The sequence below is a fragment of the Methanothermobacter sp. DP genome, assembly GCF_026692625.1.
Classification (GTDB): domain Archaea; phylum Methanobacteriota; class Methanobacteria; order Methanobacteriales; family Methanothermobacteraceae; genus Methanothermobacter; species Methanothermobacter marburgensis.
Genome location: NZ_CP113501.1, coordinates 1,127,043 through 1,152,113, shown reverse-complemented (window position 1 = coordinate 1,152,113; position 25,071 = coordinate 1,127,043). Strand labels below are relative to the sequence as shown.

The following is a 25,071-nucleotide window of genomic DNA, read 5'->3' as shown; positions in this document are numbered from 1 at the left end:
AATGTCACTGAAAGATGCTCTTGGCCACTACCTTGATGTGAGGGATGGAAGGAAGGATGCAAGATTTCTTGAGGCAAAGGCCACTCCAGCATCCTTCAGCAGGGAGTCAGAGACCAGTGAACTCTGGCGGGAACATGAAAGAATAGAGCAGGGCTTTGAGTGTTCGGGGGAGTGCAGGAAATCATTCCTTGATCTGAAAATTGAAATTGGAGACAGAATGCTCAGGAACTGTTCACTTTGCCACTGGAGATGCGGTGTTGATCGTAAGCTGAAACCTGGACGATGTGGTGTCACATCACCCAGGGTTGCATCGGAGTTCCTGCACTACGGTGAGGAGGCACCGCTGGTGCCCAGTCACACGATCTTCTTCTCGGGTTGCACAATGAACTGTGTCTTCTGCCAGAACTGGGACATATCACAGAACCCATCTGTGGGTGTCAGCATCCCTGAGGACCGACTCGCAGCCCTCATAGAGGAGCGGAGGCGGATGGGCTCAGCCAACGTCAACTTCGTTGGGGGAGACCCGACCCCTGCACTACCCTACATTCTACGTGTCCTCCAGCTGATATCCATCAGCGTACCTGTGGTGTGGAACAGCAACATGTACCTCTCACAGGAATCCATGAGGCTCCTGAGCGGTATCGCGGACCTCTACCTCACCGACTTCAAATTTGGCAACAGTGACTGTGCATTGAAACTTGCCGGCGTAAGGAACTACTTTGAGGTCGTATCAGAAAATCACCGCAGAATAAGGGGAGAGGATATGATAATAAGGCACCTGGTGATTCCAGGGCACCTTGAGTGCTGCACAAAACCCATCATATCATGGGTCGCGGATAACCTTGGAAAAGACACCGTAATGAACATCATGGGCCAGTACAGGCCCCTCTACAGGGCATCACGGTACCCTGAACTGAACCGTTATCCATCCAGGTATGAACTTGAAGAGGCGAGGCGATGGGCTCTGAGGGAGGGTATTGAAAATCTTATCTGAGGATAGTTGAGGTGAGCCAGGTGAATATTTTAATAACAGGAAGACCTGGAAGCGGGAAGAGCACCCTTATTGAGAGAATAAAGGATCACCTGGAACTCGAGGGTCTTTCTACTGGTGGCATATTCACCCCGGAGGTGAGGGAGGGCGCATCAAGGGTTGGCTTTGAGGTTGTGGATATAAAATCAGGTAGAAGGGGTCTTCTTGCCTCGGTGGATAGCAGGGGGCCGCGGGTTGGAAGGTACGGTGTGAACGTTGAGGTTATTGATGAAATCGCTGTTCCGGCGATAATGAGGGCTTTGAAGGAGGACGACTGTGTTCTGATAGATGAGATAGCCCCAATGGAACTTAAGAGTGAGAGTTTCAGGAGGGCTGTGGATGAGGCGCTGGATTCAGAAGTTACTGTGGTTGCAGCGGTCCACAGAAAACTTGTTCAAAGTATAAGAAAGAGGGGTGACATAAGAGTATTTGTTGTGGACCCTGAGAGCCGCGATCATGTTTACAGGAGGATCATTGATTTACTGGGTGATTGATTATGGAATGTGCTGATTATGGTATTACAAGGTCACTTGAGAGGGACAACCTCAACCTCAACCCCCTCCAGAGGGGTGGTGTTTTACCTGCAGCCGCCAGGAAGGCCCTCTATGAATTTGGGGATGGCTACAGTGTCTGTGATTACTGCGCTGGAAGACTGGACCAGGTTACAAGGCCGGCTGTGAACAGTTTCCTTGATGATCTTGCAGATTTCATAGACGCAGATGCTGTCAGGACGGTTCATGGGGCAAGGGAGGGTAAATTTGCGGTGATGCATGCCCTCTGCGAGGCTGGTGACACCATCGTTGCAGATGGAAACGCACACTACACAACACACCTCGCTGCAGAGAGAAACAACCTTGAGATTGTTGAGGTCCCATCAATAGGATACCCTGACTATGAGATAAAACCTGAGGCCTACAGGGAGGTCCTTGAGGAGACCGCTGACAGGGTTGATGTTAAACTTGCAGTTCTAACACATGTGGATGGTAATTACGGTAACCTCACCGATGCAGCTGAGATAGCCAGAATATGCAGAAAGATGGGTGTCCCACTTCTCCTGAACTGCGCCTATTCCATGGGTCGTCTTCCTGTTAAGCTCAGAGAGATCGGAGCGGACTTTGTTGTTGGAAGCGGGCACAAGAGCATGGCGGCCTCTGGACCGATAGGTGTTCTTGGGATGAGGTCTGAATGGGAGGACACCCTCCTCAGAAGGTCAGGGAGGCATGAGAAGAAGGAGATTGAGATGCTGGGCTGCACATCACGTGGAGCACCACTTGCCACCCTCATGGCTTCCCTTCCACACGTTGTGGAGAGGGTTTCCCGGTGGGATGATGAGATTAAAAAAACCCGGAGACTTGTCTCTGAACTTGAGGAGATGGGGGGTATAAGGCAGATTGGTAAGAGGCCCAAGGAACATGACCTTGTGAGGTTTGAAACCCCTGTATTCCACGATATCGCATCTTCACATCCCAGGAAGGGTTTCTTCCTCTACGAGGAACTTAAGAAGAGAAGGATTGTGGGTATAAGAAGGGGTCAGACCAAATGGTTCAAGTGCAGTGTCTATGGGATGACCGATGGACAGGTTCAGTATGTCATTGACTCCTTCAGGGAGATCATCGAAAAAAACAGGGATTGAATTTTTGTCATGGGAAATGCAGTTAAATCATGAACCGCATTTTACTTAAGAAGAACAGGAATTGAATCAATAAACAGGGAATTCCCTATAGTATAACAGGGAACTGTATTTCCCTTATCTTTTCACGGTATATCTCCCGTGGAGCCCCTATTATGTCAATTTCGTTCTCCTCTGCGTAAGCTATGAGCTCCTCATAGGCTTCATTTCGATTTTCAGTGTATTCTTTAAATATGACGGTGTGTTCGGGGATCGTAACAATTTTAATGTCACCGGCCCCCTCTGATTCGCCCTTTACAGGTATTCCCACATCATATCGGCCATCATCTTTGAGGGGGCTTGTGTAGAATATCACCACCGGGGCACCTGCTATTTCAAGGTCCTCTGTTGAGATGAAGTCTCTCACCTCTTCAATGAGTTCACGGGTTTTGTTTAGGGGTCCGCTGAAGGTTATAAGCGCCAGTTTCTCATCACTTAATGTCTTTTTTCCTATCATTGAATCACCTTCATGTATTTAACCAACGACCAGTATGGGGGTTTCTGCAGATTTAAGAACCTTTCGTGTTATGCTTCCGGATATTATACGGTCGAGGCCGTGTTTACCTGAACTGCCCATGACGACCAGGTCCACATCCTCGTCCTCCATTGTCTCAAGGATAACCTCTGCAGGGTTGCCCTCAAGTATCTGGGTATCGAGTTTGCACTCCTTCATTCTACCATTTTCTTGCATTGATGAAAATTCGTCCTTGAGGATGGATATTGCCTTCTCTGACTGTTTTCTGAGTATCCTTTCAATGCGTCTGCTGATATCTTCATCCCAGACTTTCCTGTAGGATGTGTCAACTACACTTATCCCGAGGATGTCTGCACCGCTCATCTCTGCAATTCTGAATGCGTGTTCTGTTGCCTTCCTGGCGTCATCTGAACCATCTGTGGGTATCAGTATTCTCCAGTACACCATCAGACACCTTCACCTATGAGTTTTATGGAGTCATCTGCCGAGTTCTGGAGTGCTATGCTGAACCCGGGCTCTGCACCTATAACAAGGGTTTCCTTTCCATTCTCCTTTGCTATGTTTATTAGGGGGAGGAAATCTGCATTTCGTGTCATCAGTGCAACCACATCAATATGGGGGTTGTGTATGAGTTCAAAGGCCTCCACTGCAAGCTGGACATCCACGTCCCCGGCGACTATCATGGGTGAGAATCCCTGGTTTACAACTGCCTCGATGAGTTTATCTGAGGCGTACTGGTTGAGGAGGACCTTACCCACCCTGAGGTTTCCCCTGTCAACCAGGAGGTTCTTAACAAAGTCAAGGTCTGAGCAGAATTCCTTTCTGAGCATGTTTGGACCGTCCACCAGGAGTCCAAGATTCTTCTTATCTTCCTGGCTGTTATCTATTATCACGAAGTTAACTTCATCATCCATATTCATTCTTTTCCTCACATCTTATCGTTACTTTAAATACAGATTGTATCTAAAACCTTATATAGTTATTTATGTTGTGGCTGCTATTCATGGCTCTCTGCTTTCTGGCTTCTGATTTTTCAGGGCCGATTCAAGGAATATCTCAAGGTCCCTCCAGAATCTGTCCCTCCCGATTTCTCTGGCCTCAAGAACCATCCTTGATGTGAGGTCGAGGTTCAGGGAATTTATGGCCAGTGTATGAATGTATATGGATAGCTCAACCGGGTCAAGGTCACTGCGAATGCTGCCGTCCTTCATACCCTCTATGATTGCCTCAACCATGAGCCGCCACATCCCAGTGCGGAGGTCCACTATCTCCCTTGCATCCTCACCTTCGCTCATCTCAAATCTTTCTGTGCCACTGTAGCAGTATATCCTGAAGTAGTCGGGGTGTTCCTTTGAGAATCTGTAAAGGGCGTCTACCATGGCCTTCACCTTGCCGTAACCGTCTGTTTCAAGTTTTGAACATTCTGAGTACATCCTGTGGAGTATTCTTACACCGTAGAGGTTAACGGCGAAGAAAAGGGCCTCCTTATTTTTGAAGTAGTAGTAGAGGAGTGCCTTGTTGACCTCCGCCTTTTCTGCTATTTCATCCATGGTCACATTGTCGTAGCCCCTCTCAAAGAATGCCTTCTCAGCAGCCCTTATTATCTGCATCTGTCTTTTCTGCCTTTCACGTTCTCTCCTGGAAGTCGGGGCCATCTTGATTCACCTTTTCTGTATCTGTAGGATATCTGTTCTGCAGCTTTAAAAGACTTTTACCGGAAGATTTATATACTTTTAACTACAAGTTAAACTTTAACCAGAAGTTAAAAATTAACTGATGGTTAAGGAGGTGTTTGTAATGGTTGACAAGAAACCGGTACCCGAGGACTGGCCACACATAGTTGGGGACTATGTGGTTGGTGATGCCGAAAGTCCGGTTGCGGTTGTCACCCTCGGGTCCCACATGGAAGATGAGCCTGTAAGGGCAGGCGCAGCTATTTCAGGTCCACTGCACACAGAGAACCTTGGAATAGAGAAGGTCGTTGGTAATGTAATTGCAAACCCCAACCTCAGATTCCTTCTTGTATGCGGTGCGGAGGTCATGGGTCACATCACTGGTCAGACCATGAAGGCCCTCCACAGCAATGGGGTTGATGGAGAAACCGGGAGGATAATCGGGGCCACCGGTGCCATCCCCTACATAGAGAACATGCCTGATGAGGCCATAGAGAGGTTCCGAAGGCAGGTGGAACTTGTTGACATGGTAGATGTTGAGGATCCCGCTGCAATAAGAGAAAGAATAGGGGAGTGTGTGGTGCATGACTCAGGGGCAATTGATGAGGAGCCCCTCATTTTAAGGCCTTCTGAGGATCTGAATAAAAATAAACCCGATGAAAACACCTGATTACTTTTTTTAAGGGTCCAGACCGCCACTCTAATGGCGGTCTCTTTCTCCTATATTTTAAATTCTTATTCTACGCCGGGACTGGGATTTGAACCCAGGCGGAGCATGGCTCCACAAGATTTCCAGTCTTGCGCCTTACCTGGCTAGGCTATCCCGGCAGAATAAGTTATTAGTTTTAGAAAAAGGTTTTTAAGCGCCGGGACTGGGATTTGAACCCAGGCGGAGAGAATCTCCACGGGATCTCAAGTCCCGCGCCTTACCTGGCTAGGCTATCCCGGCAACATCAGATAAAAGAGATTGATAAACTCTTATTTATATAGTTTTTGGTCCCTGAATTTAGTTATAGGGGTTTGCACCCCAGTTAACTCTTGAGTTCTATTTCTATGCTGACGTTGTCAGGTACGTTGACCTTCATGACCTGACGCATTGCCCTTTCATCGGCCTCTATACCCACAAGTCTCTTGTGGATCCTCATCTCCCATTTCTCCCAGGTTGCGGTTCCCTCACCATCAGGTGATTTTCTTGTTGGGACCACAAGTTTCTTGGTTGGGAGGGGTATTGGGCCTGACATGTCCACGCCTGTCCTCTCAGCGATCTTCTTCAGCTGGTCACAGACGTATGCCAGTTTTTCAGGGTCTGTCCCTGTGAGTTTAATCCTTGCTTTGTGCATCTGAATCCTCCTTTAAAAAAGGGAAGGGATGGGATTTATTTTGCTGGTACAAGGTCTATACACATTCCAGCAGCCACTGTCTGTCCCATGTCCCTTATGGCGAACCTTCCCATGTGTGGGATGTCTTTTATCTTTTCAATGACCAGTGGCTTGGTTGGTTTGACCTTCACGACAGCAGCGTTACCTGTTTTGAGGAAGTCTGGGTTTTCCTCTTCGACCTGACCTGTTGCAGGGTTCATTTTCTGCACAAGTTCAAGGAATGTGCAGGCAACCTGTGCTGTGTGGCAGTGGAATACAGGTGTGTAACCGACTGTTATGACACCTGGGTGCTGGAGAACGACGATCTGTGCTGTGAACTCCTTGGCAACCTTTGGTGGGTTGTCCAGGTGTCCTGCAACGTCTCCCCTTCTGATGTCGTTTTTACCGACACCCCTTACGTTGAAACCTATGTTGTCACCGGGTTCTGCCTGGTCGATCATCTCGTGGTGCATTTCGATGGATTTGACCTCTCCACTGACACCTGCTGGTTCAAATATGACGTTTTCACCCTTCTTGAGGACACCTGTCTCCACACGTCCAACTGGGACTGTACCCACACCTGTGATGGAGTAGACGTCCTGTATGGGTATCCTCAGTGGAAGGTCCACAGGTTTTTCAGGTGCTTCAAGGTCGTCGAGTGCTTCAACGAGTGTTTTACCCTTGTACCATGGTGTGTTGTCGCTCTTGGCTGTTATGTTGTCACCCTCGAAGGCTGAGAGTGGTATGAATTCAACGTCGCTTGGCTTGTAACCGACTGTTTTGATGAGGGCTGCAACCTCATCCTTGAGGGCGTTGAATTTTTCTTCGTCGTAGTTGACCAGGTCCATCTTGTTGATGGCCACTATGAGCTGGTTTATACCCAGTGTCCTTGATAGGAAGACGTGCTCCTTGGTCTGGGGCATTACACCGTCGTCAACTGCAACCACAAGGACTGCGGCGTCTGCCTGGGATGCACCTGTGATCATGTTCTTAACGAAGTCACGGTGTCCAGGACAGTCCACGATGGTGAATTCGTACTTGTCTGTTTCGAATTTTGCGTGTGCAAGGTCGATTGTAACTCCCCTTTCCCTTTCTTCGGAGAGTCTGTCCATGACGAACCTGAACTTGTCCTCACCGTCAGCCAGCTGCTGCTCGGCGATTGCCCCTGCCTGGAGGAGCAGGTGTCCCACTAGTGTGGATTTTCCGTGGTCTACGTGTCCAATAAACGCCAGGTTCATGTGTTCTTTTTCTTTAGCCATATTATACCTCCATATGTGATGATTTAGCCTGATCTAGATTCAACACCTACACGTGTTGTTTGTCTAAGGTAATTTCCTATATTCCTTTTAATTATATAAGTTTAATGGGGTTAACCCAGGTAGTGGTCTGCCCTGTATGGCTCAGGACTTAGACCCTTCCTGGTCCTCACTTCCCTTATTATTGTGTGCTGCAGTTCATTTGGCAGTTTCTCGAATCCAGCGTTCTCTGTTGACCAGAGACATCTTCCCTCGGTGGCTGACCTGATATCACCTGCGAATCCGAACATCTCTGCCACAGGCACCACGGATTCAACGGTTACCATGTCACCCTCCTGGGTCATGTTGACGATCTGCCCGCGCCTGTTCTGTATTTCACGGGTTGCGCTTCCCATGTAGTCCTGGGGCACGTTGATGAACACCTTCTGTATGGGTTCAAGCACTGTGGGCTCGGCAGACATCATGGCACCGAATATACCCTTCCTTATGGCGGGTAAAACCTGGGCCGGACCCCTGTGGACTGCGTCCTCATGGATCTTGGCGTCCATGAGCTTTATCTTAACACCCATAACCTTTTCCTTGGCGATGGGGCCGTTGTCCATTGCGCTTTCGAAACCATCAAGGAGGAGTTCCTTTATCTCGTCGAGGTACTGGATACCACGGGTCATATTGATGAAGAGGTTCTTCTCATAGACGTCCCAGACTCTTCTGGCCTCTTCCTTCTCCATACCTGCCTCTATGAAGTCTTTCGCGGCTTCTTTACCCTTGACGCGGCCCTCTTTTATCTTACCTTCCTGTATCGCCTGCATCACTGATTCTTCGACGGGTTCAATTTCTATGTAGAATCTGTTGTGCTTGTTGGGCGATTTACCCTCAACCGGGCCCGCGGTTCCTGAAACCGTTTCCCTGTACACCACTATGGGCTCTGAGGTCTCTATCTCAACACCCTTCTCGTTTATCCTGTAGGCTATGATCTCAAGGTGGAGTTCACCCATACCTGAGATGAGGTGCTCACCGGTCTCCTCGTTGATCTCAACCCTTACTGTTGGGTCCTCCTTACCAACCTGTCTGAGGACCTCTATGAGTTTTGGAAGGTCCTTGGTATTCTTGGCCTCAACCGCAACTGTAACCACAGGTTCTGATATGTGTTCGAGGCCCTCGAATGCCTTTATCTTCCTTCCTGTGTCACAGATGGTTTCACCTGCAACGGCGTTCTTTGCACCGGTTATTGCGACTATGTTACCTGCAGGAACCTTGTCGGTGTTGACCCTCTCGGGTCCCATGTAGACACCGACCTGCTGGACACGTGCCTTGCTGTGTGAACCAACAAGGAAGACCTCGCTTCCCTTCTCTATTGTACCACCGTAGACACGTCCGGTTGCAACTTCCCCTGCATGTTTGTCTATACTGACATCTGTAACCATAACCGCAAGGGGGCCGTCGGGGTCTGTTTTGAGCATGGCCTGCCCTTCCTCGCTCTCAAGGTCCCCTGACCATATGATGGGCACCCTGTATGCCTGGGACTTGGCAGGGCTTGGTAGGTGCTCAACCACCATTCCCAGGAGCACCTGGTGGAGGGGCACCTTCTGGGCGAGTTCCTTCTGGTTGTCATCCGTACAGTACTGGTAGATGTCGTTGAAGTTTATACCTGTCTCCTGCATTATCGGGACGTTTATGGCCCAGTTGTGGTATGCTGAACCGAAGGCAACGCTTCCATCCTCCACACGGACCTGCCATTTGTCCCTGAATTCCTCAGGGGCCATGTTCTTGATGAGTTTGTTTGCATTGGCAATGATCTTTATGAACCTTTCCTGGAGCTCACTGGCGTCCAGTTTGAGTTCATTTATGAGCCTGTCAACCTTGTTGATGAAGAGGACGGGTCTAACGTTTTCCTTGAGGGCCTGTCTCAGCACGGTTTCTGTCTGGGGCATTATACCCTCAACTGCGCATACGACAACAACGGCACCGTCCACAGCCCTCATGGCCCTTGTAACGTCACCACCGAAGTCCACGTGACCCGGGGTGTCTATGAGGTTGATGAGGTATTCTTCTCCGTCATAGGAGTGGACCATTGAAACGTTTGCCGCGTCAATGGTGATACCCCTTGCCTGTTCCTGTTCATCGAAGTCAAGGAAACGCTGATCCCCGGCCAGTTCGGCGGAGATCATCCCTGCACCAGCCAGGAGGTTGTCTGAGAGGGTTGTTTTACCATGGTCGATGTGTGCCACTATACCGATGTTACGGATGTATTCTGGCTGGTACATGAGCTCCTTAATCTTGCTAATCATTTTTGCACGTCTGCTCACTAAAACCACCTGTAAGTTTAATGTGCGGATCTGGCTATCCTTTCTTTCTCTTCCTTCTTCTGGATTGCAAAGCTTCTTGTGTCATACTCTGCAGCCAGCATTATCTCGTTTGCCAGGCACTCCTCTATGGATTTCTTGTTCTTGAATGCTGCCTGCATTGCGCCCTTGGTTATGAATCCGAGGGACAGGTCCACCCTTCTCTGTGGGGATATGTCAACTGCAACCTGGTAACCTATACCACCGTACTTGATCCTTGTGGTCTCCTCCCGTGGGGAGGTGTTTTCAACGGCCTTAACAAGGATCTGGACCGGGTTCTCCTTGGTCCTCCGGTTTATGATTTCAAAGGCCTCCTTCACTATCTTGTAGGCCTTGTTCTTTTTACCTGAGTTCCTCTCGGTCCTCATAACCTTGTTTATCAGTCTCTCAACTATTGAAACCTTTGACTTTGCAAACTGCCTCTTAACGTGTCTTCCCATTGTGTGGGGAACCAGGATACTGTCAAGGCATATGTACTTTGCAAGGCCCATATCCTCAACCTTGACTTCCTCCAGTTCCCATTTATCAAAAACTAAACTCATAAGGATTACCTCACAGGTTTTTCTATTTTCCCTTTAACCATTTCCTGCAGGGAAACATTGTTGACCTTTGTAACCTTCCACCTGACACCGGGAATATCACCCATGGACCTTCCTGATGGTCCACCAATACCCTCAACAACGACCTCATCGTGTTCATCAATAAAACCAATAGCGCCGTCTCCAGGTGCGAAGGCTGTGATCTGTTTACCGTTTTTGATTAACTGGACCCTCACACATTTCCTTATTGCTGAGTTTGGCTGTTTTGCCTCTATACCCACCTTCTCAATCACTATACCCCTTGCCTGGGGTGCGCCTTCAAGGGGGTCAGCCTTAACATCAAGGCGGAGTGATCTCCTCTTGTAGTGGGTGTCCTTCCATCTGAATTTCTGCCTCTTGCTTTTGAGTTTTTTTGCTGCGAATAATCCTGGCAAATAAGATTCCTCCTATAAGATTTATTTTATTATAATATTGCTTATGTTGTGCTGTCTTCTGGCCAGTAGCCTGGCCCTTTCAATGTTCTGTCCGCCGCGTCCAATGGCGATTCTCTTATTTTTTGGGTCGGTTTCCACTGTGGCTATCTTTTCACCGTTTTCCTTCTGCAGTATCCTGATGCTCCTTATCTTGGCGGGTGCCATGAGGTTCTTTATGAACTCCACGGGGTCACTGGAGTGTTCGATTACCTCAACACCCTTGTCGAGCGCCTTCTGAACCTTGGCCACTGTACTTCCCTTTTTACCAATGGCAAGGCCCATATCACCCTTTTTCACAAGGAATGTTACCTTGCCGTTTTCGTCATCCACAATGCAGTCCTTCACCATTGCACCGGTCATGCTCTCAAAGAGTGCAATGTATCTTATCTCGTTTGTGGTAAATTTGATGGTCACAGCAACCTACCCCACCATTTCCAGTATTGTTGAATCACCTGGATCCTGGATTAAGAGCGCCCCCACTGTGAAGGGTTTACCGCAGACAGATCCCAGTTCAACGCTGGTGCCCTCATGGGTGTAAACCGGAATATCTGATAGCTCTGCGTAGTATTCTATGTCCTCTCTGAGGTCCTCTGGTATGTTACTGGCCATTACCACCAGCTTACCCTTACCCAGTTTGAGGCTCTGAATTGTCCTCTTTGATCCAAGGATAACATTACCAGTATCTACAGCGACTCGTATTCCTCTATCTATGTCCATCTACTGCCTCCTATTTTCTTTCTTTCATCACAACACTAACAGAACCTGTACCCAGAGGTATAGGCTGTCCTATAATAATGTTCTCTATGATACCAGTGAGGTGGTCCACCTCTCCCCTGATACTTGCTCTCAGAAGGTGCTTACCTGTTTCCTCAAAAGAAGCTCTTGCGAGAACGCTTGCCTTTTCACCGCTTATACCATGCCTTCCAATGGATTTAACAGAACCATCAGCAGTCATCATATCTGCAACAAGCATTATGTGACGTATGTCCACTGTGAGACCCTGTTCCTCCATGGTTCTTTTTGCTTCGTGTATTATCGCGTTTCTCGCTGCTTCTATGCCCAGAACTGTTTCTATTTCGTGTATGTCGTTTGTTGTCGTCCGGACCTTATCCACACCCTCTTCTTTAAGAACAGCTCCAAGGTTTGAACCCTCTGTATGGATTACCCATTCATCATCCTCTTTACGGATAACCACCTTTCCTATATTTTTAACCCCACTTATCTGGAGTTTCCTCACCTTATCAGCCAGTAACCTGAGCTCCCTTATGGTGGGTTTCTGGGGTTCAAATCTCAGTATGCTGTTATCTATTTCTACTTTCTTAAAAGTTTTTTCCACCTTTGCTATTATATCATCATATTCAAGGTGTTTTTCAAGGATCTTCTCCTCGTCCAGTTCTGCAACCACTGCCATATCTGCGTACTGGATGCTGAAGTTTTTGAGGACATCGTTGAGGGCGCTTTTACCTATCTTGTTGGCCTTTTTTCGCACAAATTCCTCATCATACCTGAGGTCACCCTCAAAGTAGATACTCATGGTTGGTGTGGATATCTTCTTTCTGGCATCCACGATTTCGATGAGCCTTGGGAGACCCAGGGTAACGTTGAGTTCCGCCACCCCTGCGTAGTGGAAGGTACGCATTGTCATCTGGGTACCCGGTTCACCGACTGACTGGGCTGCGACTGTCCCAACCGCCTCACCGGCCTCAACCTTTGCCCTCTCATAGGCCCTCCTGACCCTTCTTATAAGTTCATCCAGTTCATCGTCGCTGAGGTTGTGTTTCTTCATTGCCTCGGCTATTTCTTCAATGAGTCCCGGCGGAAACTTTGTCCTCTTCCTTTTAACAAGTTCCTGGACCTTCAGGATGCGCTGGTATTCGTCCTCAACTGCGTCGAGGAGCTCGTCTCCTTCAAGACCCTGGTTTCTCTCTGAGATCCTGCTGAAGAGTCTCACCATTTCATAAAGATCTGCTTCCTTCAGTTTTTCCTCCTCAGCGATCCTGGCAACATATTCCACCACAGGATCTGGAAGCAGGATCCCGTTCTTTGAGGAATAATCCTCTATCTTAGTTATAATTTCCTGCACAGAATCACCTTACCCCTTTGATTTGAGCCTTATTTCCTCTACGAGTTTGTCGAGGTCCACGATCTTTCCGTAGTCGCTCTTGGCAGGGTCAACGCCGTCCTCCCCGAATCTGGTTTGTATTATAACTCCCCTGTTGTCAACGACCTTTCCGTCCTCGTTGACTGTGAGGTCCTGGAGGGCGTTTACAAGACGTCTCTGCATGTAACCGCTCTGGGCTGTACGGATGGCTGTATCCACAAGTCCCTCTCTTCCCCCCATGGCGTGGAAGAAGAACTCTATGGGGTCGAGACCATCCTTGTAACTTGAGTGTACGAATCCGCGGGATTTGGCACCGAGTTCACCCCTCTTGAAGTGTGGGAGTGTCCTGTTATCGTATCCCCTGCTTATTCGTCCACCCCTAACTGACTGCTGCCCCACACAGGCTGTTATCTGTGTGAGGTTGAGCATTGACCCCCTTGCACCTGTGAGTGCCATTATGACCGCGTGGTTTTCATCCATGTCAAAGTAGCTCTCTGCTATCTCCCCTGATTTGTCCCTGGCCTCACCCAGAACCTGCATTATCTTCATCTCCAGGGTCTCCTCAAGGCTTCTACCGGGGAGTGGTTCGAGTTCTCCGTTCTCGTAGGCCTCAATAAGCTGGTCAACCCTGGCCTCAGCGTTCCTCAGATGGGCCTCTATCCTTTCACGGGCCTCCTCAGGGATCTCCTCATCGTTGGTACTTGTGGTGAATCCTGCATGCATTATACCTGCAATCGCAAGCTTTGTCGCGGAGTCAAGGAATTTTCTTGCCTCATCTGTGCCGTATTCCTTGACGATGTGGTCAAGTATTTTACCGGCGAATGCACCATAGGCCTTCTCATCAATAACACCTGATATGAGATTCCCGTTCTCTATGACAACATAGGCATCGTTTTCACAGTCCATCTCCAGGCATTCCTCACATTTCCTGCATATCTCGGCCCGGTAGACCATGTTGAGGTCATCAGGCAGGACCATGCTGAATATCTCCTTACCTGTCCAGTCACGACCCCTCCTGTCAGGTAGGGGCAGCCCTGCCTTCTTGAGGATCTGGAAAACCTTATCCTCACTGAAAACAGCCCTCTTCCTTGTAAGGAGATAGGCGCCTGATATATGGTCGTGTATCCCGCCGATGATGGGACCACCGAACCTTGGGGAAAGGATGTGTTCCTGTACACGCATGAGTGTCTTGGCCTCTGCCCTTGACTCCTCGGTCTGGAATACGTGCATGTTCATCTCGTCCCCGTCGAAGTCCGCGTTGTATGGGGGGCAGACGCAGAGGTTCAGGCGGAAGGTCTTGTAGGGCAGGACGCGGACCTCATGGGCCATCATGGACATCCTGTGGAGTGAGGGCTGACGGTTGAACAGGACTATGTCACCATCCTTGAGGTGCCTTTCAACGATGTAACCTGGTTTGAGGTTCTCAAGGACAACATCCTTGGTCTCATTGTAGATCCTTATTTTGCGGCCGTCTGGCCTTATAACGTAGTTGGCCCCGGGGTGTACGTCGGGCCCGTTCTCTATGTATTCTCTCATGCGGTCTATGTTCCATTCTGTAACGTAGACCGGTACTGTGACCTCCCTGGCTATGATCTCAGGGACTCCCACCTCGTTTATGCTTATGTTGGGGTCCGGTGAGATGACGGTACGGGCAGAGAAGTTAACCCTCTTTCCTGAGAGGTTGCTCCTGAACCGCCCCTCCTTACCCTTGAGCCTCTGGGCGAGGGTCTTGAGGGGTCTGCCAGAGCGGTGCCTTGCAGGGGGGACACCGGAGGCCTCGTTGTCGAAGTAGGTTGTCACGTGGTACTGTAGGAGTTCCCAGAGGTCCTCGACGATCAGCTGGGGGGCCCCTGCCTCCATGTTCTCCTTGAGGCGCTGGTTTATCCTGAGGATGTCCACGAGTTTGTGGGTCAGATCGTCCTCTGACCTCTCACCGGTTTCAAGTGTTATTGATGGCCTCACAGTGACAGGTGGAACCGGGAGGACTGTGAGGACCATCCATTCGGGCCTTGCAACCTCGGGGTTGACTCCCAGGATCAGTGCGTCGTCGTCGGTTATCCTCTCAAGCCTCTCCCTCACCTCGCTGGGTGTTAGCTTGTAATCTATTCTGTCAAGAACCCTTCTAACATCTCTTATATTAATACAGCAAAATTTGTCGGAGGTTTTGGTGTACTCTTCTATTTTCTCCAGTATTTTGTCGATTTCTTTTTGAGTTAGGTCATTGTTTTCAACTAGTTCCCTTACTTCTGGGACCATTACACTCCGCAAAATATTCTCTATTTTTCCCACGAGGTCTTTGGTTTTTTCGATGGACAATTTCTCTTTTTTATTAAGGAGCTTCCTGATATTATCAATTAAATTTTTGTCGTTTTTGTCCGGGAATTTTATACAGTAGCATTTTGCTGATTCTTCTATTTTTTCCAGTATTTTTTCGATTTCTTGTTTTGTTAGGCCATTGTCCATGATTTCTTTTATTTTTTCTAGGAGTTCTTTGGTTTTTTCGGCGGATAATTTGTTGAGGATGTTTATGATGTTATTGATAGAATTTTGGTCTAGTTCTAGTATTTTTTTGATTTCTGCTTTTGTTAGGCAATAATATTCTTTTTCTATGATTTCTTTTGCTTTGGGGGCATCTGGTTTGTTTATTTTTTCTAGGAGTTCTTTGGTTTTTTCGGCGGATAATTTGTTGAGGATGTTTATGATGTTATTGATAGAATTTTGGTCTAGTTCTAGTATTTTTTTGATTTCTGCTTTTGTTAGGCAATAATATTCTTGGTCTAGTTTTATACAGTAGCATTTTGTTGATTCTTCTATTTTTTCTAGTATTTCGTCGATTTCTGCTTTTGTTAGGTTATATTCTTCTTTTTCTAGGAGTTCTTTTGCTTTGCCGATTTGCGTTTTGTTTATTTTTTCTAGGAGTTCTTTTATTTCCTTGCTTTTAAGTTTATAGTCATTTTCAACAATGGAGACAGGTTTATCGAGTTTTATCTCACCTTGTTCCTCCTCACAGTGGGGACACTTCTCGCGCCTGGCCTCGGTGTATATCTCCTTTATTATGGGTGTGAGGCTCTCCTCCTTTTCCATGGCCTCAAGTATCCGCTGCCTGTACTCTTCAATCTCCACCTCTGTGAGCAGGACCCTGCTGCATTTCCTGCAGATTGACCTGAGGATCTTATGTATTGTATCCGCGAACCCCACGTGTATAACGGGTCTTGCCAGGTTTATGCTTCCAAAGTGCCCGGGGCACTCACCACCCTTGGCCCCGCATGTCCTGCACCTGAGGCTGGGGTCTATGACACCAAGCCTCGGGTCCATGAGCCCGTTCTCGATGGGGTACCCGTCCTCGTCATAGGTGTCAGGTGTCACGACCTGGGTAACGGACATCTTCCTTATATCCTCAGGGGACATGAGACCAAAATTTATCCGGGAAATTTTCTTTAAAATTCCGCTCAAGGTATTCTCTCCTTTGATTTATTCCCTCAAATCTGTAATCATGCCTTGTCTTCCAGTATGAGTTTTGGGAAGATGCATAGACTCTTAAGCTCATCAAGGAGTAATTTGAAGGCGTATGATATCTCCACAGGGAATGACTCTGAGTCCTCACATATTGGACAGTACTTCTTATCCCTTATCTTGTCGTAGATTGCTATCATACCGCACTCGGTACATACCAGTGCCTCGTATTTATCTGATTCATCAAGAAGCCTTTCCTTCAGGGCGAGCGCTGCTCCATGGGCAATCAGACAGTCTCTTTCCATTTCACCGAATCTGAGACCTCCTTCCCTGGCCCTTCCCTCGGTCGGCTGTCTTGTGAGGACCTGCACAGGACCCCTTGATCTTGCGTATACCTTGTCTGTTGTCATGTGGTGGAGTTTCTGGTAGTAGGCCACGCCTATGAATATTTCCGCCTCTATTCTTTCACCGGTTATTCCGTTGTAGAGTGATTCCACACCTGCACTTTCAAATCCATTGGCCCGGAGGGCCTTCTTTATGTCCCTCTCGTCCTCCCCGGTGAATGGTGTTCCGTCCACCCTGCGGCCCTCCATGCATGCGGCCTTACCTGCAAGCATCTCAAGGACCTGCCCAACTGACATCCTTGATGGTATGGCGTGGGGGTTTACTATGAGGTCGGGCACAACACCGTCCTCTGTGAAGGGCATGTCTTCCTGTGATACTATGAGGCCCACAACACCCTTCTGACCGTGCCTTGATGCGAATTTGTCACCGAGCTCTGGCTGTCTCTGTTCCCGCACCCTTATCTTGGCGAGTCTGCTGCCCTCAACGGTTTCTGTTAGGAGGACAGCATCAACTATTCCCTTCTCACCGTGTCGAACGGTTACTGAGGTTTCTCTTCTACGCTCCGCCACTGTTCCAAATTCATCAATTTCTTCAAGGAACCTTGGTGGTGATGTTTTACCTATGAGGACGTCACCTGATGATACAACTGCCTCGGGGTTTATTATGCCGTCCTCGTCAAGGTGTCTGTAGTCGCTTTCTGACCTGTAGCCCCTGACCCCCTTCTCAGGTATCTCGAAGCGGTCCTCCTGACCACCGGGGTATCTTCGCTCTGCGGCCTCGTAGGATCTGAAGAATGATGACCTTGCAAGTCCCCTCTCAAGGGATGTCTTGTTGAGTATCAGCGCGTCCTCCATGTTGTAGCCCTCATAGGACATTACGGCCACAACGAAGTTCTGACCTGATGGCCTCTCATCGTAGCCGGTCACATCTATTATCCTTGTCTTGACTATGGGGACCTGGGGGTGGTGGAGGAGGTGTGCACGCGTATCTGTCCTGAGGTCATAGTTGGATGCATAGAGACCAAGGGCCTGCTTGGTCATCCCTGCCTCCATGGTGTTCCTCGGTGATGAGTTGTGGTTTGCGAATGGAATGATACCTGCACATATCCCCAGCATGGTGGAGGGGTCTATCTCAAGGTGGGTGTGTTCATCTGTGAGGTCCTCTGGACTCATTGCTATGTAGGCGTTTTCCTCTTCCTCGGCATCCAGATACTCTATTATGCCCTCATTTATGAGGTCATCCCATTCCATTTCCCCTGATTCAAGTTTTTCAAGGTGCTCCTCCTTTAAAAGAGGTTCTCCGTCTTTCACAATAATCAGGGGTCTTCTGGCCCTTCCAGGGTCTGTGAATATGTATATCTCGCGGTTTTCAGGGTAATGGGTTATGTTCATCTCAGGGGAGACCTCTCCTGATCTCCTCTTATCCCTCATCTCCTGTACAAATTCTTCAGGGTTTTCACAGGTCCCTATAAGTTTCCCGTTAATGTAAATCTTGGTTTTACTCACTTAACAGCCTCCCGGTGGAAAAATTAGTTCAGAACCCCCATTTTTTTGATTACCTCCTCAACCTCCCTGGCATCTGAACCCTCGGATATCTTTGCAAGGAGGGCGAGGTTCTTGACAAGACCACAGTTTGGACCCTCGGGGGTCTCGTTGGGGCAGATCTTACCGAACTGTGTCGGGTGAAGGTCCCTTGCCTCGAAGTGTGGCTGGCTCCTGCTGAGGGGGGAGACAACCCTTCTCATGTGGGATAGTGTACCCATGTAACTTGTTCTGTCCAGGAGCTGGCTCACACCTGCCCTTCCACCAACCCAGTTACCTGTCGCTATGGCGTGTTTGAGGTTCTCTGTGAGGACGTCTGACCTCACAGCCTGCTTGACTGAGGGCTCCTTACCCCTTGCAAGGCTCCTCTCCAGCTGGTAGCTCATGTCCCTGCTGAGACTTGTGAAGGCCACCCTCAGGAGGTCCTCCATGAGGTCACCTGAAACCCTGAGCCTCTTGTTGGTGTAGTGGTCCTTATCGTGGGGCTTTCGCTCACCGGATATAACCTGGAGGAGCATTTCGGTCATCTCAGCCAGGTATATTGCCTTCTCCAGCCTCTTATCTGGTTCTGTTCCTATGTGGGGGAGAAGGTAGCGGTCTATGACATCCTCAGCCCTTTTTATCCGGTAGTCCTCGGTCATGCCCTTGGCGACCCGGTTACCGATGTATCTTATGGCGCTCCTTACAAGGTACTCCCTTCTCTCCTCCTCCTCAAGTTTCTCCATTTCATCCTTTTTGAGGTTCAGCTTGTCCAGTGAGACCTGTATGTCGTCGGCTGCGATCATCTGGTAGTTGAAGTCATCTGATATGCTTGTTATGATGTCCTGGTCGGTTGCAAGTCCAAGGGCCCTTAGCAGTATCACCAGCGGGAGTTCTCCTGGTACGTAGGGGAATGATATCCTGAGGAACACCCCGCTCTTCCTTGGCTTCCTGTATTCAAGGGATATCCTGGCCCTGAAACCACTTCTTATAGAGGTGACTATTGCCCTGGCCCTGTTTTCATCCTCTTCCCCTATCCTTTCAAGTATTATCTTGTTTGGGGCTATTTCCTCCATGGTGACGATTGATCTCTCTGAACCGTTGACGATGAAGTATCCGCCGGGGTCTGCAGGGTCCTCGCCCTTTTCAATGAGTTCATTTCTGCTGAGGCCATGCAGGTGGCATATCTCTGATTTCAGCATAACAGGCAGTTCACCGATGTAGACCTTTTCGAATTCTGTTTCTGGACCCCCCTCCTTTATGAGTCTCATCTCCAGGTTCATGTGGGCCGAGTAGGTTAAATTCCTGAGCCTGGCCTCTGTCGGGTATATCTTGCTCTTTGAGCCGTCCGCCTCCTTGATGAAGGGTTTTTCTATGCTTACCTTCCCTGTCTCCACACGGTACTTTCCCTGTTCCAGTTCTATGGGTTCGCTTGTGTCTATTATCTCCTGTATACGGTTACTCACGAAGTCATTGTAGGAATGTATGTGGTGGTCCACAAGGTCGTATTTATCAAAAAACGCGTCTACCAATCCCCATGCACTTTTTTTCATGGACTTCCTCCAAAACAAATTAGATGATTGAATTATGAGCTTACGGTTTTACCCGAAAAATTAGTCCTGCACGAGCCTATATGTAATGAATTCTTCGGCAGTTGGACTCTTACGGATTATTTTCACGATATCCCCCCTTTTAGCACCTATGGCCTTCACCACAGGGTCTGTTGTTTTTATTTTTGGAAGCTGTTCTGGATGGGCATCCAGTTCTTTCAGCACCCTTTTTGCTTCAGAATCATTTAAAACCACGTGTTCCGGAACCAGATGGTGTTTCAAGATTTCCCTCTTCACAATTTAGTCCTCCAGATAAAAAGTCACCGTAAAATTAGATAGCGGGCCCGACGGGAATTGAACCCGCGACCACTTGGTTAAAAGCCAAGCGCTCTGCCAGACTGAGCTACGGGCCCTGAAGGAACGCCCTGGCCGGGAATTGAACCCGAGTCGCGGGCTCGACAGGCCCGCATGATAGCCCCTACACCACCAGGGCAGGTCTTCAGAATGAGAGCATTACTGTGTTCTCTCGTTACCTGCTTATATACTTTACTATTGCTGTATGACATACATGTTATGAGTTCTATTTTTCTAGTATTTAAAGCTTTCACACTGTTGGTGAAGTCCCGCCTGCCGGACTTGAACCAGCAACCCTCGGATCTACAGTCCGATGCTCTGCCAATTGAGCTAAGGCGGGTTGATATACATCATTGGGGGTGATGTATATTTAAGCTTTTTGGATGGGACCACCCGGATTTGAACCGGGGTCTCAGGCTCCCAAAGCCCAAAGGATCGACCAAGCTACCCTATGGTCCCCGTAGGAAGCCCCGGACGGGAATTGAACCCGCGACCACGAGATTACAAGTCTCGCGCTCCACCAGACTGAGCTACCGAGGCATTTCCAATGTTAGTAACTACTCATTTATATAGTTTGTGGTTGATCTAGGGGGCACCATGGAGGGGAGGTTCAGCACCTCCCATTGGGGTTAGTGGGGTGCGGACTCCTCAAGCACCCTTACAGCAGGCAGATCCTCACCTGCGAGTAGACTTATGCTGGCACCTCCCCCACTGCTTATGTGACCTATCTTATCCTCAAAGCCCATTTTGGCGGCTGCAGCGGCAAGGTGACCCCCACCTATTATTGAGAAACCCTCAGATGAGGAGATGGCATTGAGTATATCCTCGGTGCCTATGCTGAAGTCAGGGTTTTCAAATACACCTGCAGGACCATTTGCAAACAGGGTCCTGGCCTCACGTATCCTCTCAGCATAAAGTTTTATCGTCTCCATACCTATATCCTGTATGGGGTGGTTGGGTATCTTTTTCACGGGTACATCCACCCTTTTTCCATCCCGGCTGATTGCAACATCAATGGGAACCAGTATTTTCTCAGGGAACCTCTTTTTCAGCTTCTTCGCAACCTTTATGAAGTCACAGTAGCCCCTGTTTTTGATGAAATCCATGTTCACCTTCCCGATTTTAACACCACAGCCTGCAAGGAATATGTTGGCAACAAGGCCCGTTGTGAGTACAAGGTCTGCGCTGCCATTCTCAAGGACGTTCTTCATGACCATTATGGAGTCATCCACCTTCACACCACCCAGTACATAGACACAGGGCCTTTCAACGTTTTCAAGGGCACTCCTGAGTGTTCTGAGTTCACGCTCCATGACCCTGCCAGCCGCTGAGGGTACCCGCAGGGCAAAGCCCACCAGTGATGGCTGGGATCTGTGGGCAGCTGCAAAGGCGTCGTTGATGAAGTAATCAATGAGGGGTGTGAGTTTCCTCACAAGGTGTGTCTCTGCCTGTTCCTCAGGTTCCCTCTTAAGCACCTCCTCTGAGTAGAACCTCACATTCTCGAGGAGGAGTATCTCGCCGTTCCTGAGCTCTCTGATATTCTCCCTTGCGGCGGATCCGAATATGTCCTCCACGTACCTGACAGGCCTTCCAAGTATCTCTGAGAGTTTATGGGAGTGCTGTTCAAGGGTTGTGAAGTCTTTCTTTCCTGGTCTGCTCTGGTGGGCCATTATGACTGTCCTGGCACCTCTATCTGAAAGCTCCCTTATGGTTTCTGCATGGAGCCTCATCCTTGTATCATCGAGTATTGCGCCGCTCTGGGGATCCACCGGCGAGTTTATGTCAACACGCACAAGCACAGTTTTCCCCTCAACCTCAAGGTCATCCATGGTTCTGAATTTGAAGGACACGGGATCACCGTCACACTTTGCTTACAAGGTCCCGGAGTGCGTCCCTTGGGCTTTCTGCGAGTATGATGCCCGAGGCAAGAAGAACACCCTCGGCCCCAAGGTCGAGGGCAGCCCTCATATCCTCACCGGTGGATATTCCAGCACCACAGAGGACGCTGACATCAGGGTTTATATCCTGCACCGCACTGACGCTTCCTGTTATAACCTCTGGTTCTGCCTTTGAAACAGGTATGCCTGACCCTATGAGTTCAGGGGGTTCAACAGCCACGAAATCTGGTTTAAGTGCTGCTGCGGCCGCTGTGGTGCTCACATTGTTGGTGCATACGACTGAGGTCATGTTAAGTTTCCTTGTCCTTGATATGACATTTTCAATGTCTGCAAGCTTCATCCTCTTCTCTGAGTGGTTTATGAGGGTACCCGCCGCCCCTGCCTCCAGGGCACATTCTGCAAGGACGCCTCCTGTGTGCCCTCCGGCCTCTATGGGGTCGATGTGCTGGGCCAGTACAGGTATATCCACGGCCTCAGCCACCGGCTGGAGGTCCATGTGCTGGGGCGCCACTGCGATGTTAACGCCTGTTTCATCTGCAACCTCCTGACAGGCACCTGCAAGTTCAAGGGCTCTTTTACCTGTGGACTCAGTGTAGGTCTTAAAATTCAGTATGACGATAGGTGTTTCCATCAACTCCAAATCCTCCGGCATGATTCTGATGTTTCATAGGTATGGTTGATGTGTTATAAAAATATGCCATTCTTGATTGTTTGCTGGGAACTTCTGTTATGGAATGAAAGAGCAGGGTAAAGCATATAATGAATTTTTTCAGGTTTTCAGAGAAATTGTTGCTGAGAATAAAAGAGGCATGGTGTATAATTTGGTTAGAAGATTGTTGGTGGGAATAAAAAAAGGTAGTAAACATTATACTACATGTTGTAGGTTTTCACAACAGTCGTTGCGCGCCCACAGGTTGCAGTATAATGTTTACTTCCATAACGTTTGGTTACCAGTGACGGTTCAAAGCTTGTCCACCTTCCCTCAGAGTATACGTGTAGCCATCTGTGTCTTGATGATGCAGATGTGGCTCCCTGGACCACCTTCACCTTGTAACCGTTTGCAGCAAGTTTCTTTGCTGACCAGTCAGAGAGCCCCCAGCAGTCTCCGTATCCTGTCCTTTCAACACCCTCAGCGGTGTGAGGACCTCCAGATCGATGGTTGAAGTTTCTGTTGATGTATGATGCAAGTTTTTCAAGTCCCTCATCGCCCTGGAGATCATCCAGATCTTCGGAACTCGCCGCCCTTGTGTATGCCCTCTTGGAGGTTGTTGTGTAGGTTGCCTTTGTACGGTACCTCTTGTGAGTTGTGGTTTTATAGGTCGCCTTTGTCCTGTACTTCTTCTTTGTTGTTGTGGTGTAGGTTGCCTTTGTCCTGTACTTCTTCTTTATCTTTTTCTTTGATTTGGCGTAGACCTTACTGTATTTCCTGTACTTTGAGGCCGCATCAACCTTTGGGGTGGATGCTGATTTTGTCTTTATCTTTTCGCCACCGGATTCCAGAAATTCCATCTGTCCAAATGGTATGGTACTCACTGCTACTGCAAGTGCAAGTAGAGCGAGATAACGCGAGTGTCTCTTAATTTTACCGCCTCCGATAATGGCAGGCTATACCCGCCGGACCTTACCATGGACCTTAATCACATCAAGCATATATATAAACTTTTGTTTCCCGAATAAGACAAAAAGGCTTATATATGGCTTATTTCTGGATTTGGGAGCATCTGGTAAAGAATTGATTGCGGGTCTCCAATTCTTTTCTTAAATGTTTTATTTCATCCAAAAGGGAATTATGGTGGCTTAAAAATGATTGAATGGCTTTTAAATCTGTTCAATAATTTTAGATAAAATATGCTTCTTTTAAACGCTTTAAAACTCTTAAAACCACTTAAAAAGGAGTATATGCATGAATGGAATTTTAAGATACCGTTAAAGATCACAGATATTTAATATTGATGTGGGCACAAGTATTAAGTTATGAAGCATTTGTCTATCAGTTCATGTGACCCACATCCAGGATCAATCTTATAATATATATTACATAAATCACAACGAAAATTAACAGTGTATCAGCAAGGATCTTTTGAGATGGGTTGGCAATGTATGCGGAAGAATCTCAGAGAAGAATGGAAAGAATGGGATACCGTTTTGTAGGTGAGAACAGGCATTCAGCAGTTAAAACCTGCCTCTGGACAAAGAAAAGCATAATCAATGAGGGCGTCTGTTACAAGGAGAAGTTCTATGGTATCAGGAGCCACAGGTGCCTTCAGATGTCTCCCAGTGTACCTTTCTGCCAGCAAAAATGTCTTTTCTGCTGGAGGGACCTCTCTTCAACAGAAACGGCATGGAATGGCCCCCATGATGAGCCGTCGGATATAATTGAGGGGGCGATTGAGGCCCAGAGGAAACTCCTCTGCGGTTACTTTGGCAATGAAAGGGCAGATAAGATAAAGGTCCTTGAGGCCCAGGATCCAACGAACGCTGCAATATCCCTTGCAGGTGAACCCATCCTCTACCCAGACATGGATGGGCTCCTTGCAGAGTTCCATAAGAGGAACTTCACAACTTTCCTTGTAACAAACGGCCTTGCATCCAGCAATCTTGAGGCACTCTCTGTTGAGCCAACACAGCTCTACATATCACTTGACGCCCCTGACAGGGAAACCTACGAGAAACTATGCAGACCCCAGATCCCTGACGCATGGGATCTTCTCAACAGGTCCCTTGAGATCATGCCATCCTTTAACTGCAGGAAGGTTCTGCGTATAACAGCTGTCAGGGACATCAACATGAAGAAACCCGAAATGTTCGCCAGAATGATAGAAAGGGCCCAGCCAGATTTTGTTGAGGTCAAGGCCTACATGTACATCGGGTACTCAAGGAAAAGGCTTGAAATTGACAACATGCCCCTCTTCTATGAGGTTCATGAATTTGCAGATAGCATTGCAGAGAGCTGTGGAATGGAGATCGTTGATGAGTCAAGGGAGAGCAGGGTTGTTCTCCTGGCATAGTGGTTTTTACATTTCTGCTGTGACTTT

General features: G+C 48.4%; 24 protein-coding genes and 7 tRNA genes. 5 read left to right on the top strand and 26 right to left on the bottom strand.

All coding sequences use genetic code 11. From position 1 onward, the window contains the following. Position 1: 1 nt before the first annotated feature. The 3 genes from OXN82_RS06200 to pscS are packed head-to-tail and all read left to right on the top strand — an operon-like array spanning position 2 to position 2,663. A complete protein-coding gene (locus OXN82_RS06200) occupies positions 2 to 994 on the top strand; it encodes a radical SAM protein (protein ID WP_321211042.1) in 993 nt (330 codons plus the stop codon). A 20-nt stretch (positions 995 to 1,014) separates the two neighbouring features. Next, entirely contained in the window at positions 1,015 to 1,524 is a 510-nt protein-coding gene (locus OXN82_RS06195) for an NTPase (RefSeq protein ID WP_321211041.1), read from the top strand. A 2-nt stretch (positions 1,525 to 1,526) separates the two neighbouring features. Next, positions 1,527 to 2,663: an O-phospho-L-seryl-tRNA:Cys-tRNA synthase gene (gene pscS / locus OXN82_RS06190; protein WP_321211040.1), complete on the top strand. Its 1,137-nt coding sequence runs from the start codon at positions 1,527 to 1,529 to the stop codon at positions 2,661 to 2,663. Positions 2,664 to 2,748: 85 nt separating this feature from the next. On the opposite strand, the gene OXN82_RS06185 is transcribed toward pscS, so the two are convergent. The 4 genes from OXN82_RS06185 to OXN82_RS06170 all read right to left on the bottom strand — a co-directional run bounded on the left by OXN82_RS06185 (position 2,749) and on the right by OXN82_RS06170 (position 4,829). After that, positions 2,749 to 3,156: a transcriptional regulator gene (locus tag OXN82_RS06185; protein WP_321211039.1), complete on the bottom strand. Its 408-nt coding sequence runs from the start codon at positions 3,154 to 3,156 to the stop codon at positions 2,749 to 2,751. 18 nt (positions 3,157 to 3,174) lie between these two features. Then, entirely contained in the window at positions 3,175 to 3,621 is a 447-nt protein-coding gene (locus tag OXN82_RS06180; protein ID WP_321211038.1) for a universal stress protein, read from the bottom strand. Continuing rightward, positions 3,621 to 4,094, bottom strand: a complete 474-nt coding sequence (locus OXN82_RS06175) for a TIGR00288 family NYN domain-containing protein (RefSeq protein ID WP_321211037.1) — start codon at positions 4,092 to 4,094, stop codon at positions 3,621 to 3,623. The genes OXN82_RS06180 and OXN82_RS06175 overlap by 1 nt, the downstream gene beginning before the upstream one ends. A gap of 81 nt (positions 4,095 to 4,175) precedes the next feature. Beyond that, positions 4,176 to 4,829, bottom strand: a complete 654-nt coding sequence (locus OXN82_RS06170; protein WP_147671532.1) for a TetR/AcrR family transcriptional regulator — start codon at positions 4,827 to 4,829, stop codon at positions 4,176 to 4,178. Between the two features lie 142 nt (positions 4,830 to 4,971). Here OXN82_RS06170 and mtrA point away from each other — a divergent pair, with 142 nt between their 5' ends. Further along, the gene (gene mtrA / locus OXN82_RS06165) at positions 4,972 to 5,517 is read left to right on the top strand and encodes a tetrahydromethanopterin S-methyltransferase subunit A (protein WP_321211036.1); all 546 of its coding nucleotides are present in this window, start codon (positions 4,972 to 4,974) and stop codon (positions 5,515 to 5,517) included. Between the two features lie 73 nt (positions 5,518 to 5,590). Here the strand turns inward: mtrA and OXN82_RS06160 are convergent. From OXN82_RS06160 to OXN82_RS06055, 22 genes are all read right to left on the bottom strand, one after another. Beyond that, a tRNA-Ser gene (locus tag OXN82_RS06160) sits at positions 5,591 to 5,675 on the bottom strand. 36 nt (positions 5,676 to 5,711) lie between these two features. Continuing rightward, positions 5,712 to 5,796: transfer RNA gene (locus OXN82_RS06155), tRNA-Ser, on the bottom strand. 82 nt (positions 5,797 to 5,878) lie between these two features. Continuing rightward, positions 5,879 to 6,187, bottom strand: a complete 309-nt coding sequence (gene rpsJ, locus OXN82_RS06150) for a 30S ribosomal protein S10 (RefSeq protein WP_237779397.1) — start codon at positions 6,185 to 6,187, stop codon at positions 5,879 to 5,881. Between the two features lie 35 nt (positions 6,188 to 6,222). Beyond that, positions 6,223 to 7,464, bottom strand: a complete 1,242-nt coding sequence (tuf, locus tag OXN82_RS06145; RefSeq protein WP_321211035.1) for a translation elongation factor EF-1 subunit alpha — start codon at positions 7,462 to 7,464, stop codon at positions 6,223 to 6,225. Between the two features lie 110 nt (positions 7,465 to 7,574). Then, positions 7,575 to 9,767, bottom strand: coding sequence for an elongation factor EF-2 (locus OXN82_RS06140; RefSeq protein WP_321211034.1), 2,193 nt, complete (start codon positions 9,765 to 9,767; stop codon positions 7,575 to 7,577). A 17-nt stretch (positions 9,768 to 9,784) separates the two neighbouring features. Further along, positions 9,785 to 10,345, bottom strand: coding sequence for a 30S ribosomal protein S7 (gene rpsG, locus OXN82_RS06135; protein ID WP_013296237.1), 561 nt, complete (start codon positions 10,343 to 10,345; stop codon positions 9,785 to 9,787). A gap of 5 nt (positions 10,346 to 10,350) precedes the next feature. Next, a complete protein-coding gene (locus tag OXN82_RS06130) occupies positions 10,351 to 10,776 on the bottom strand; it encodes a 30S ribosomal protein S12 (protein ID WP_013296236.1) in 426 nt (141 codons plus the stop codon). Positions 10,777 to 10,797: 21 nt separating this feature from the next. Continuing rightward, entirely contained in the window at positions 10,798 to 11,229 is a 432-nt protein-coding gene (locus OXN82_RS06125; RefSeq protein WP_013296235.1) for a NusA-like transcription termination signal-binding factor, read from the bottom strand. 6 nt (positions 11,230 to 11,235) lie between these two features. Then, complete coding sequence (locus OXN82_RS06120) at positions 11,236 to 11,532, bottom strand: 50S ribosomal protein L30e (protein WP_321211033.1); 297 nt, start codon at positions 11,530 to 11,532, stop codon at positions 11,236 to 11,238. Between the two features lie 10 nt (positions 11,533 to 11,542). After that, a complete protein-coding gene (gene rpoA2, locus OXN82_RS06115; RefSeq protein ID WP_414855701.1) occupies positions 11,543 to 12,601 on the bottom strand; it encodes a DNA-directed RNA polymerase subunit A'' in 1,059 nt (352 codons plus the stop codon). A gap of 306 nt (positions 12,602 to 12,907) precedes the next feature. After that, positions 12,908 to 16,369: a DNA-directed RNA polymerase subunit A' gene (gene rpoA1 / locus OXN82_RS06110; protein WP_321211031.1), complete on the bottom strand. Its 3,462-nt coding sequence runs from the start codon at positions 16,367 to 16,369 to the stop codon at positions 12,908 to 12,910. Between the two features lie 38 nt (positions 16,370 to 16,407). Further along, a complete protein-coding gene (gene rpoB, locus OXN82_RS06105; RefSeq protein ID WP_321211030.1) occupies positions 16,408 to 18,219 on the bottom strand; it encodes a DNA-directed RNA polymerase subunit B in 1,812 nt (603 codons plus the stop codon). 23 nt (positions 18,220 to 18,242) lie between these two features. Beyond that, on the bottom strand, positions 18,243 to 19,787 hold the full coding sequence (locus OXN82_RS06100) for a DNA-directed RNA polymerase subunit B'' (RefSeq protein WP_321211029.1): 1,545 nt from the start codon (positions 19,785 to 19,787) through the stop codon (positions 18,243 to 18,245). Positions 19,788 to 19,847: 60 nt separating this feature from the next. Then, on the bottom strand, positions 19,848 to 20,081 hold the full coding sequence (locus OXN82_RS06095; RefSeq protein ID WP_013296229.1) for a DNA-directed RNA polymerase subunit H: 234 nt from the start codon (positions 20,079 to 20,081) through the stop codon (positions 19,848 to 19,850). 42 nt (positions 20,082 to 20,123) lie between these two features. Then, positions 20,124 to 20,197: transfer RNA gene (locus tag OXN82_RS06090), tRNA-Lys, on the bottom strand. Between the two features lie 8 nt (positions 20,198 to 20,205). After that, positions 20,206 to 20,277, bottom strand: a tRNA-Asp gene (locus OXN82_RS06085). A 128-nt stretch (positions 20,278 to 20,405) separates the two neighbouring features. Next, positions 20,406 to 20,478: transfer RNA gene (locus tag OXN82_RS06080), tRNA-Tyr, on the bottom strand. Between the two features lie 44 nt (positions 20,479 to 20,522). Continuing rightward, positions 20,523 to 20,597, bottom strand: a tRNA-Pro gene (locus OXN82_RS06075). 7 nt (positions 20,598 to 20,604) lie between these two features. After that, a tRNA-Thr gene (locus OXN82_RS06070) sits at positions 20,605 to 20,678 on the bottom strand. An 89-nt stretch (positions 20,679 to 20,767) separates the two neighbouring features. Then, positions 20,768 to 21,988, bottom strand: coding sequence for a phosphoglycerate kinase (locus OXN82_RS06065; protein ID WP_321211028.1), 1,221 nt, complete (start codon positions 21,986 to 21,988; stop codon positions 20,768 to 20,770). A 10-nt stretch (positions 21,989 to 21,998) separates the two neighbouring features. Next, complete coding sequence (gene tpiA / locus OXN82_RS06060) at positions 21,999 to 22,667, bottom strand: triose-phosphate isomerase (protein WP_321212167.1); 669 nt, start codon at positions 22,665 to 22,667, stop codon at positions 21,999 to 22,001. A 239-nt stretch (positions 22,668 to 22,906) separates the two neighbouring features. Continuing rightward, positions 22,907 to 23,569, bottom strand: coding sequence for a transglutaminase domain-containing protein (locus OXN82_RS06055; RefSeq protein ID WP_321211027.1), 663 nt, complete (start codon positions 23,567 to 23,569; stop codon positions 22,907 to 22,909). A gap of 563 nt (positions 23,570 to 24,132) precedes the next feature. Here OXN82_RS06055 and twy1 point away from each other — a divergent pair. Next, positions 24,133 to 25,044 carry a 4-demethylwyosine synthase TYW1 gene (gene twy1 / locus OXN82_RS06050; RefSeq protein ID WP_321211026.1) on the top strand — a complete coding sequence of 304 codons (912 nt, stop codon included), beginning with the start codon at positions 24,133 to 24,135 and terminating at the stop codon, positions 25,042 to 25,044. Positions 25,045 to 25,071 lie beyond the last annotated feature (27 nt).

Coding starts and splice junctions, on each gene's coding strand:
- tuf (WP_321211035.1), bottom strand. CDS start 7,464: ATGGCTAAAGAAAAAGAACACATGAACCTGGCGTTTATTGGACACGTA.
- OXN82_RS06100 (WP_321211029.1), bottom strand. CDS start 19,787: ATGAAAAAAAGTGCATGGGGATTGGTAGACGCGTTTTTTGATAAATAC.
- OXN82_RS06170 (WP_147671532.1), bottom strand. CDS start 4,829: ATGGCCCCGACTTCCAGGAGAGAACGTGAAAGGCAGAAAAGACAGATG.
- tpiA (WP_321212167.1), bottom strand. CDS start 22,667: ATGGAAACACCTATCGTCATACTGAATTTTAAGACCTACACTGAGTCC.
- mtrA (WP_321211036.1), top strand. CDS start 4,972: ATGGTTGACAAGAAACCGGTACCCGAGGACTGGCCACACATAGTTGGG.
- OXN82_RS06180 (WP_321211038.1), bottom strand. CDS start 3,621: ATGGTGTACTGGAGAATACTGATACCCACAGATGGTTCAGATGACGCC.
- pscS (WP_321211040.1), top strand. CDS start 1,527: ATGGAATGTGCTGATTATGGTATTACAAGGTCACTTGAGAGGGACAAC.
- OXN82_RS06185 (WP_321211039.1), bottom strand. CDS start 3,156: ATGATAGGAAAAAAGACATTAAGTGATGAGAAACTGGCGCTTATAACC.
- OXN82_RS06120 (WP_321211033.1), bottom strand. CDS start 11,532: ATGGACATAGATAGAGGAATACGAGTCGCTGTAGATACTGGTAATGTT.
- rpsG (WP_013296237.1), bottom strand. CDS start 10,345: ATGAGTTTAGTTTTTGATAAATGGGAACTGGAGGAAGTCAAGGTTGAG.
- OXN82_RS06200 (WP_321211042.1), top strand. CDS start 2: ATGTCACTGAAAGATGCTCTTGGCCACTACCTTGATGTGAGGGATGGA.
- OXN82_RS06175 (WP_321211037.1), bottom strand. CDS start 4,094: ATGAATATGGATGATGAAGTTAACTTCGTGATAATAGATAACAGCCAG.
- twy1 (WP_321211026.1), top strand. CDS start 24,133: ATGTATGCGGAAGAATCTCAGAGAAGAATGGAAAGAATGGGATACCGT.
- rpoA2 (WP_414855701.1), bottom strand. CDS start 12,601: ATGAAGAAACACAACCTCAGCGACGATGAACTGGATGAACTTATAAGA.
- rpsJ (WP_237779397.1), bottom strand. CDS start 6,187: ATGCACAAAGCAAGGATTAAACTCACAGGGACAGACCCTGAAAAACTG.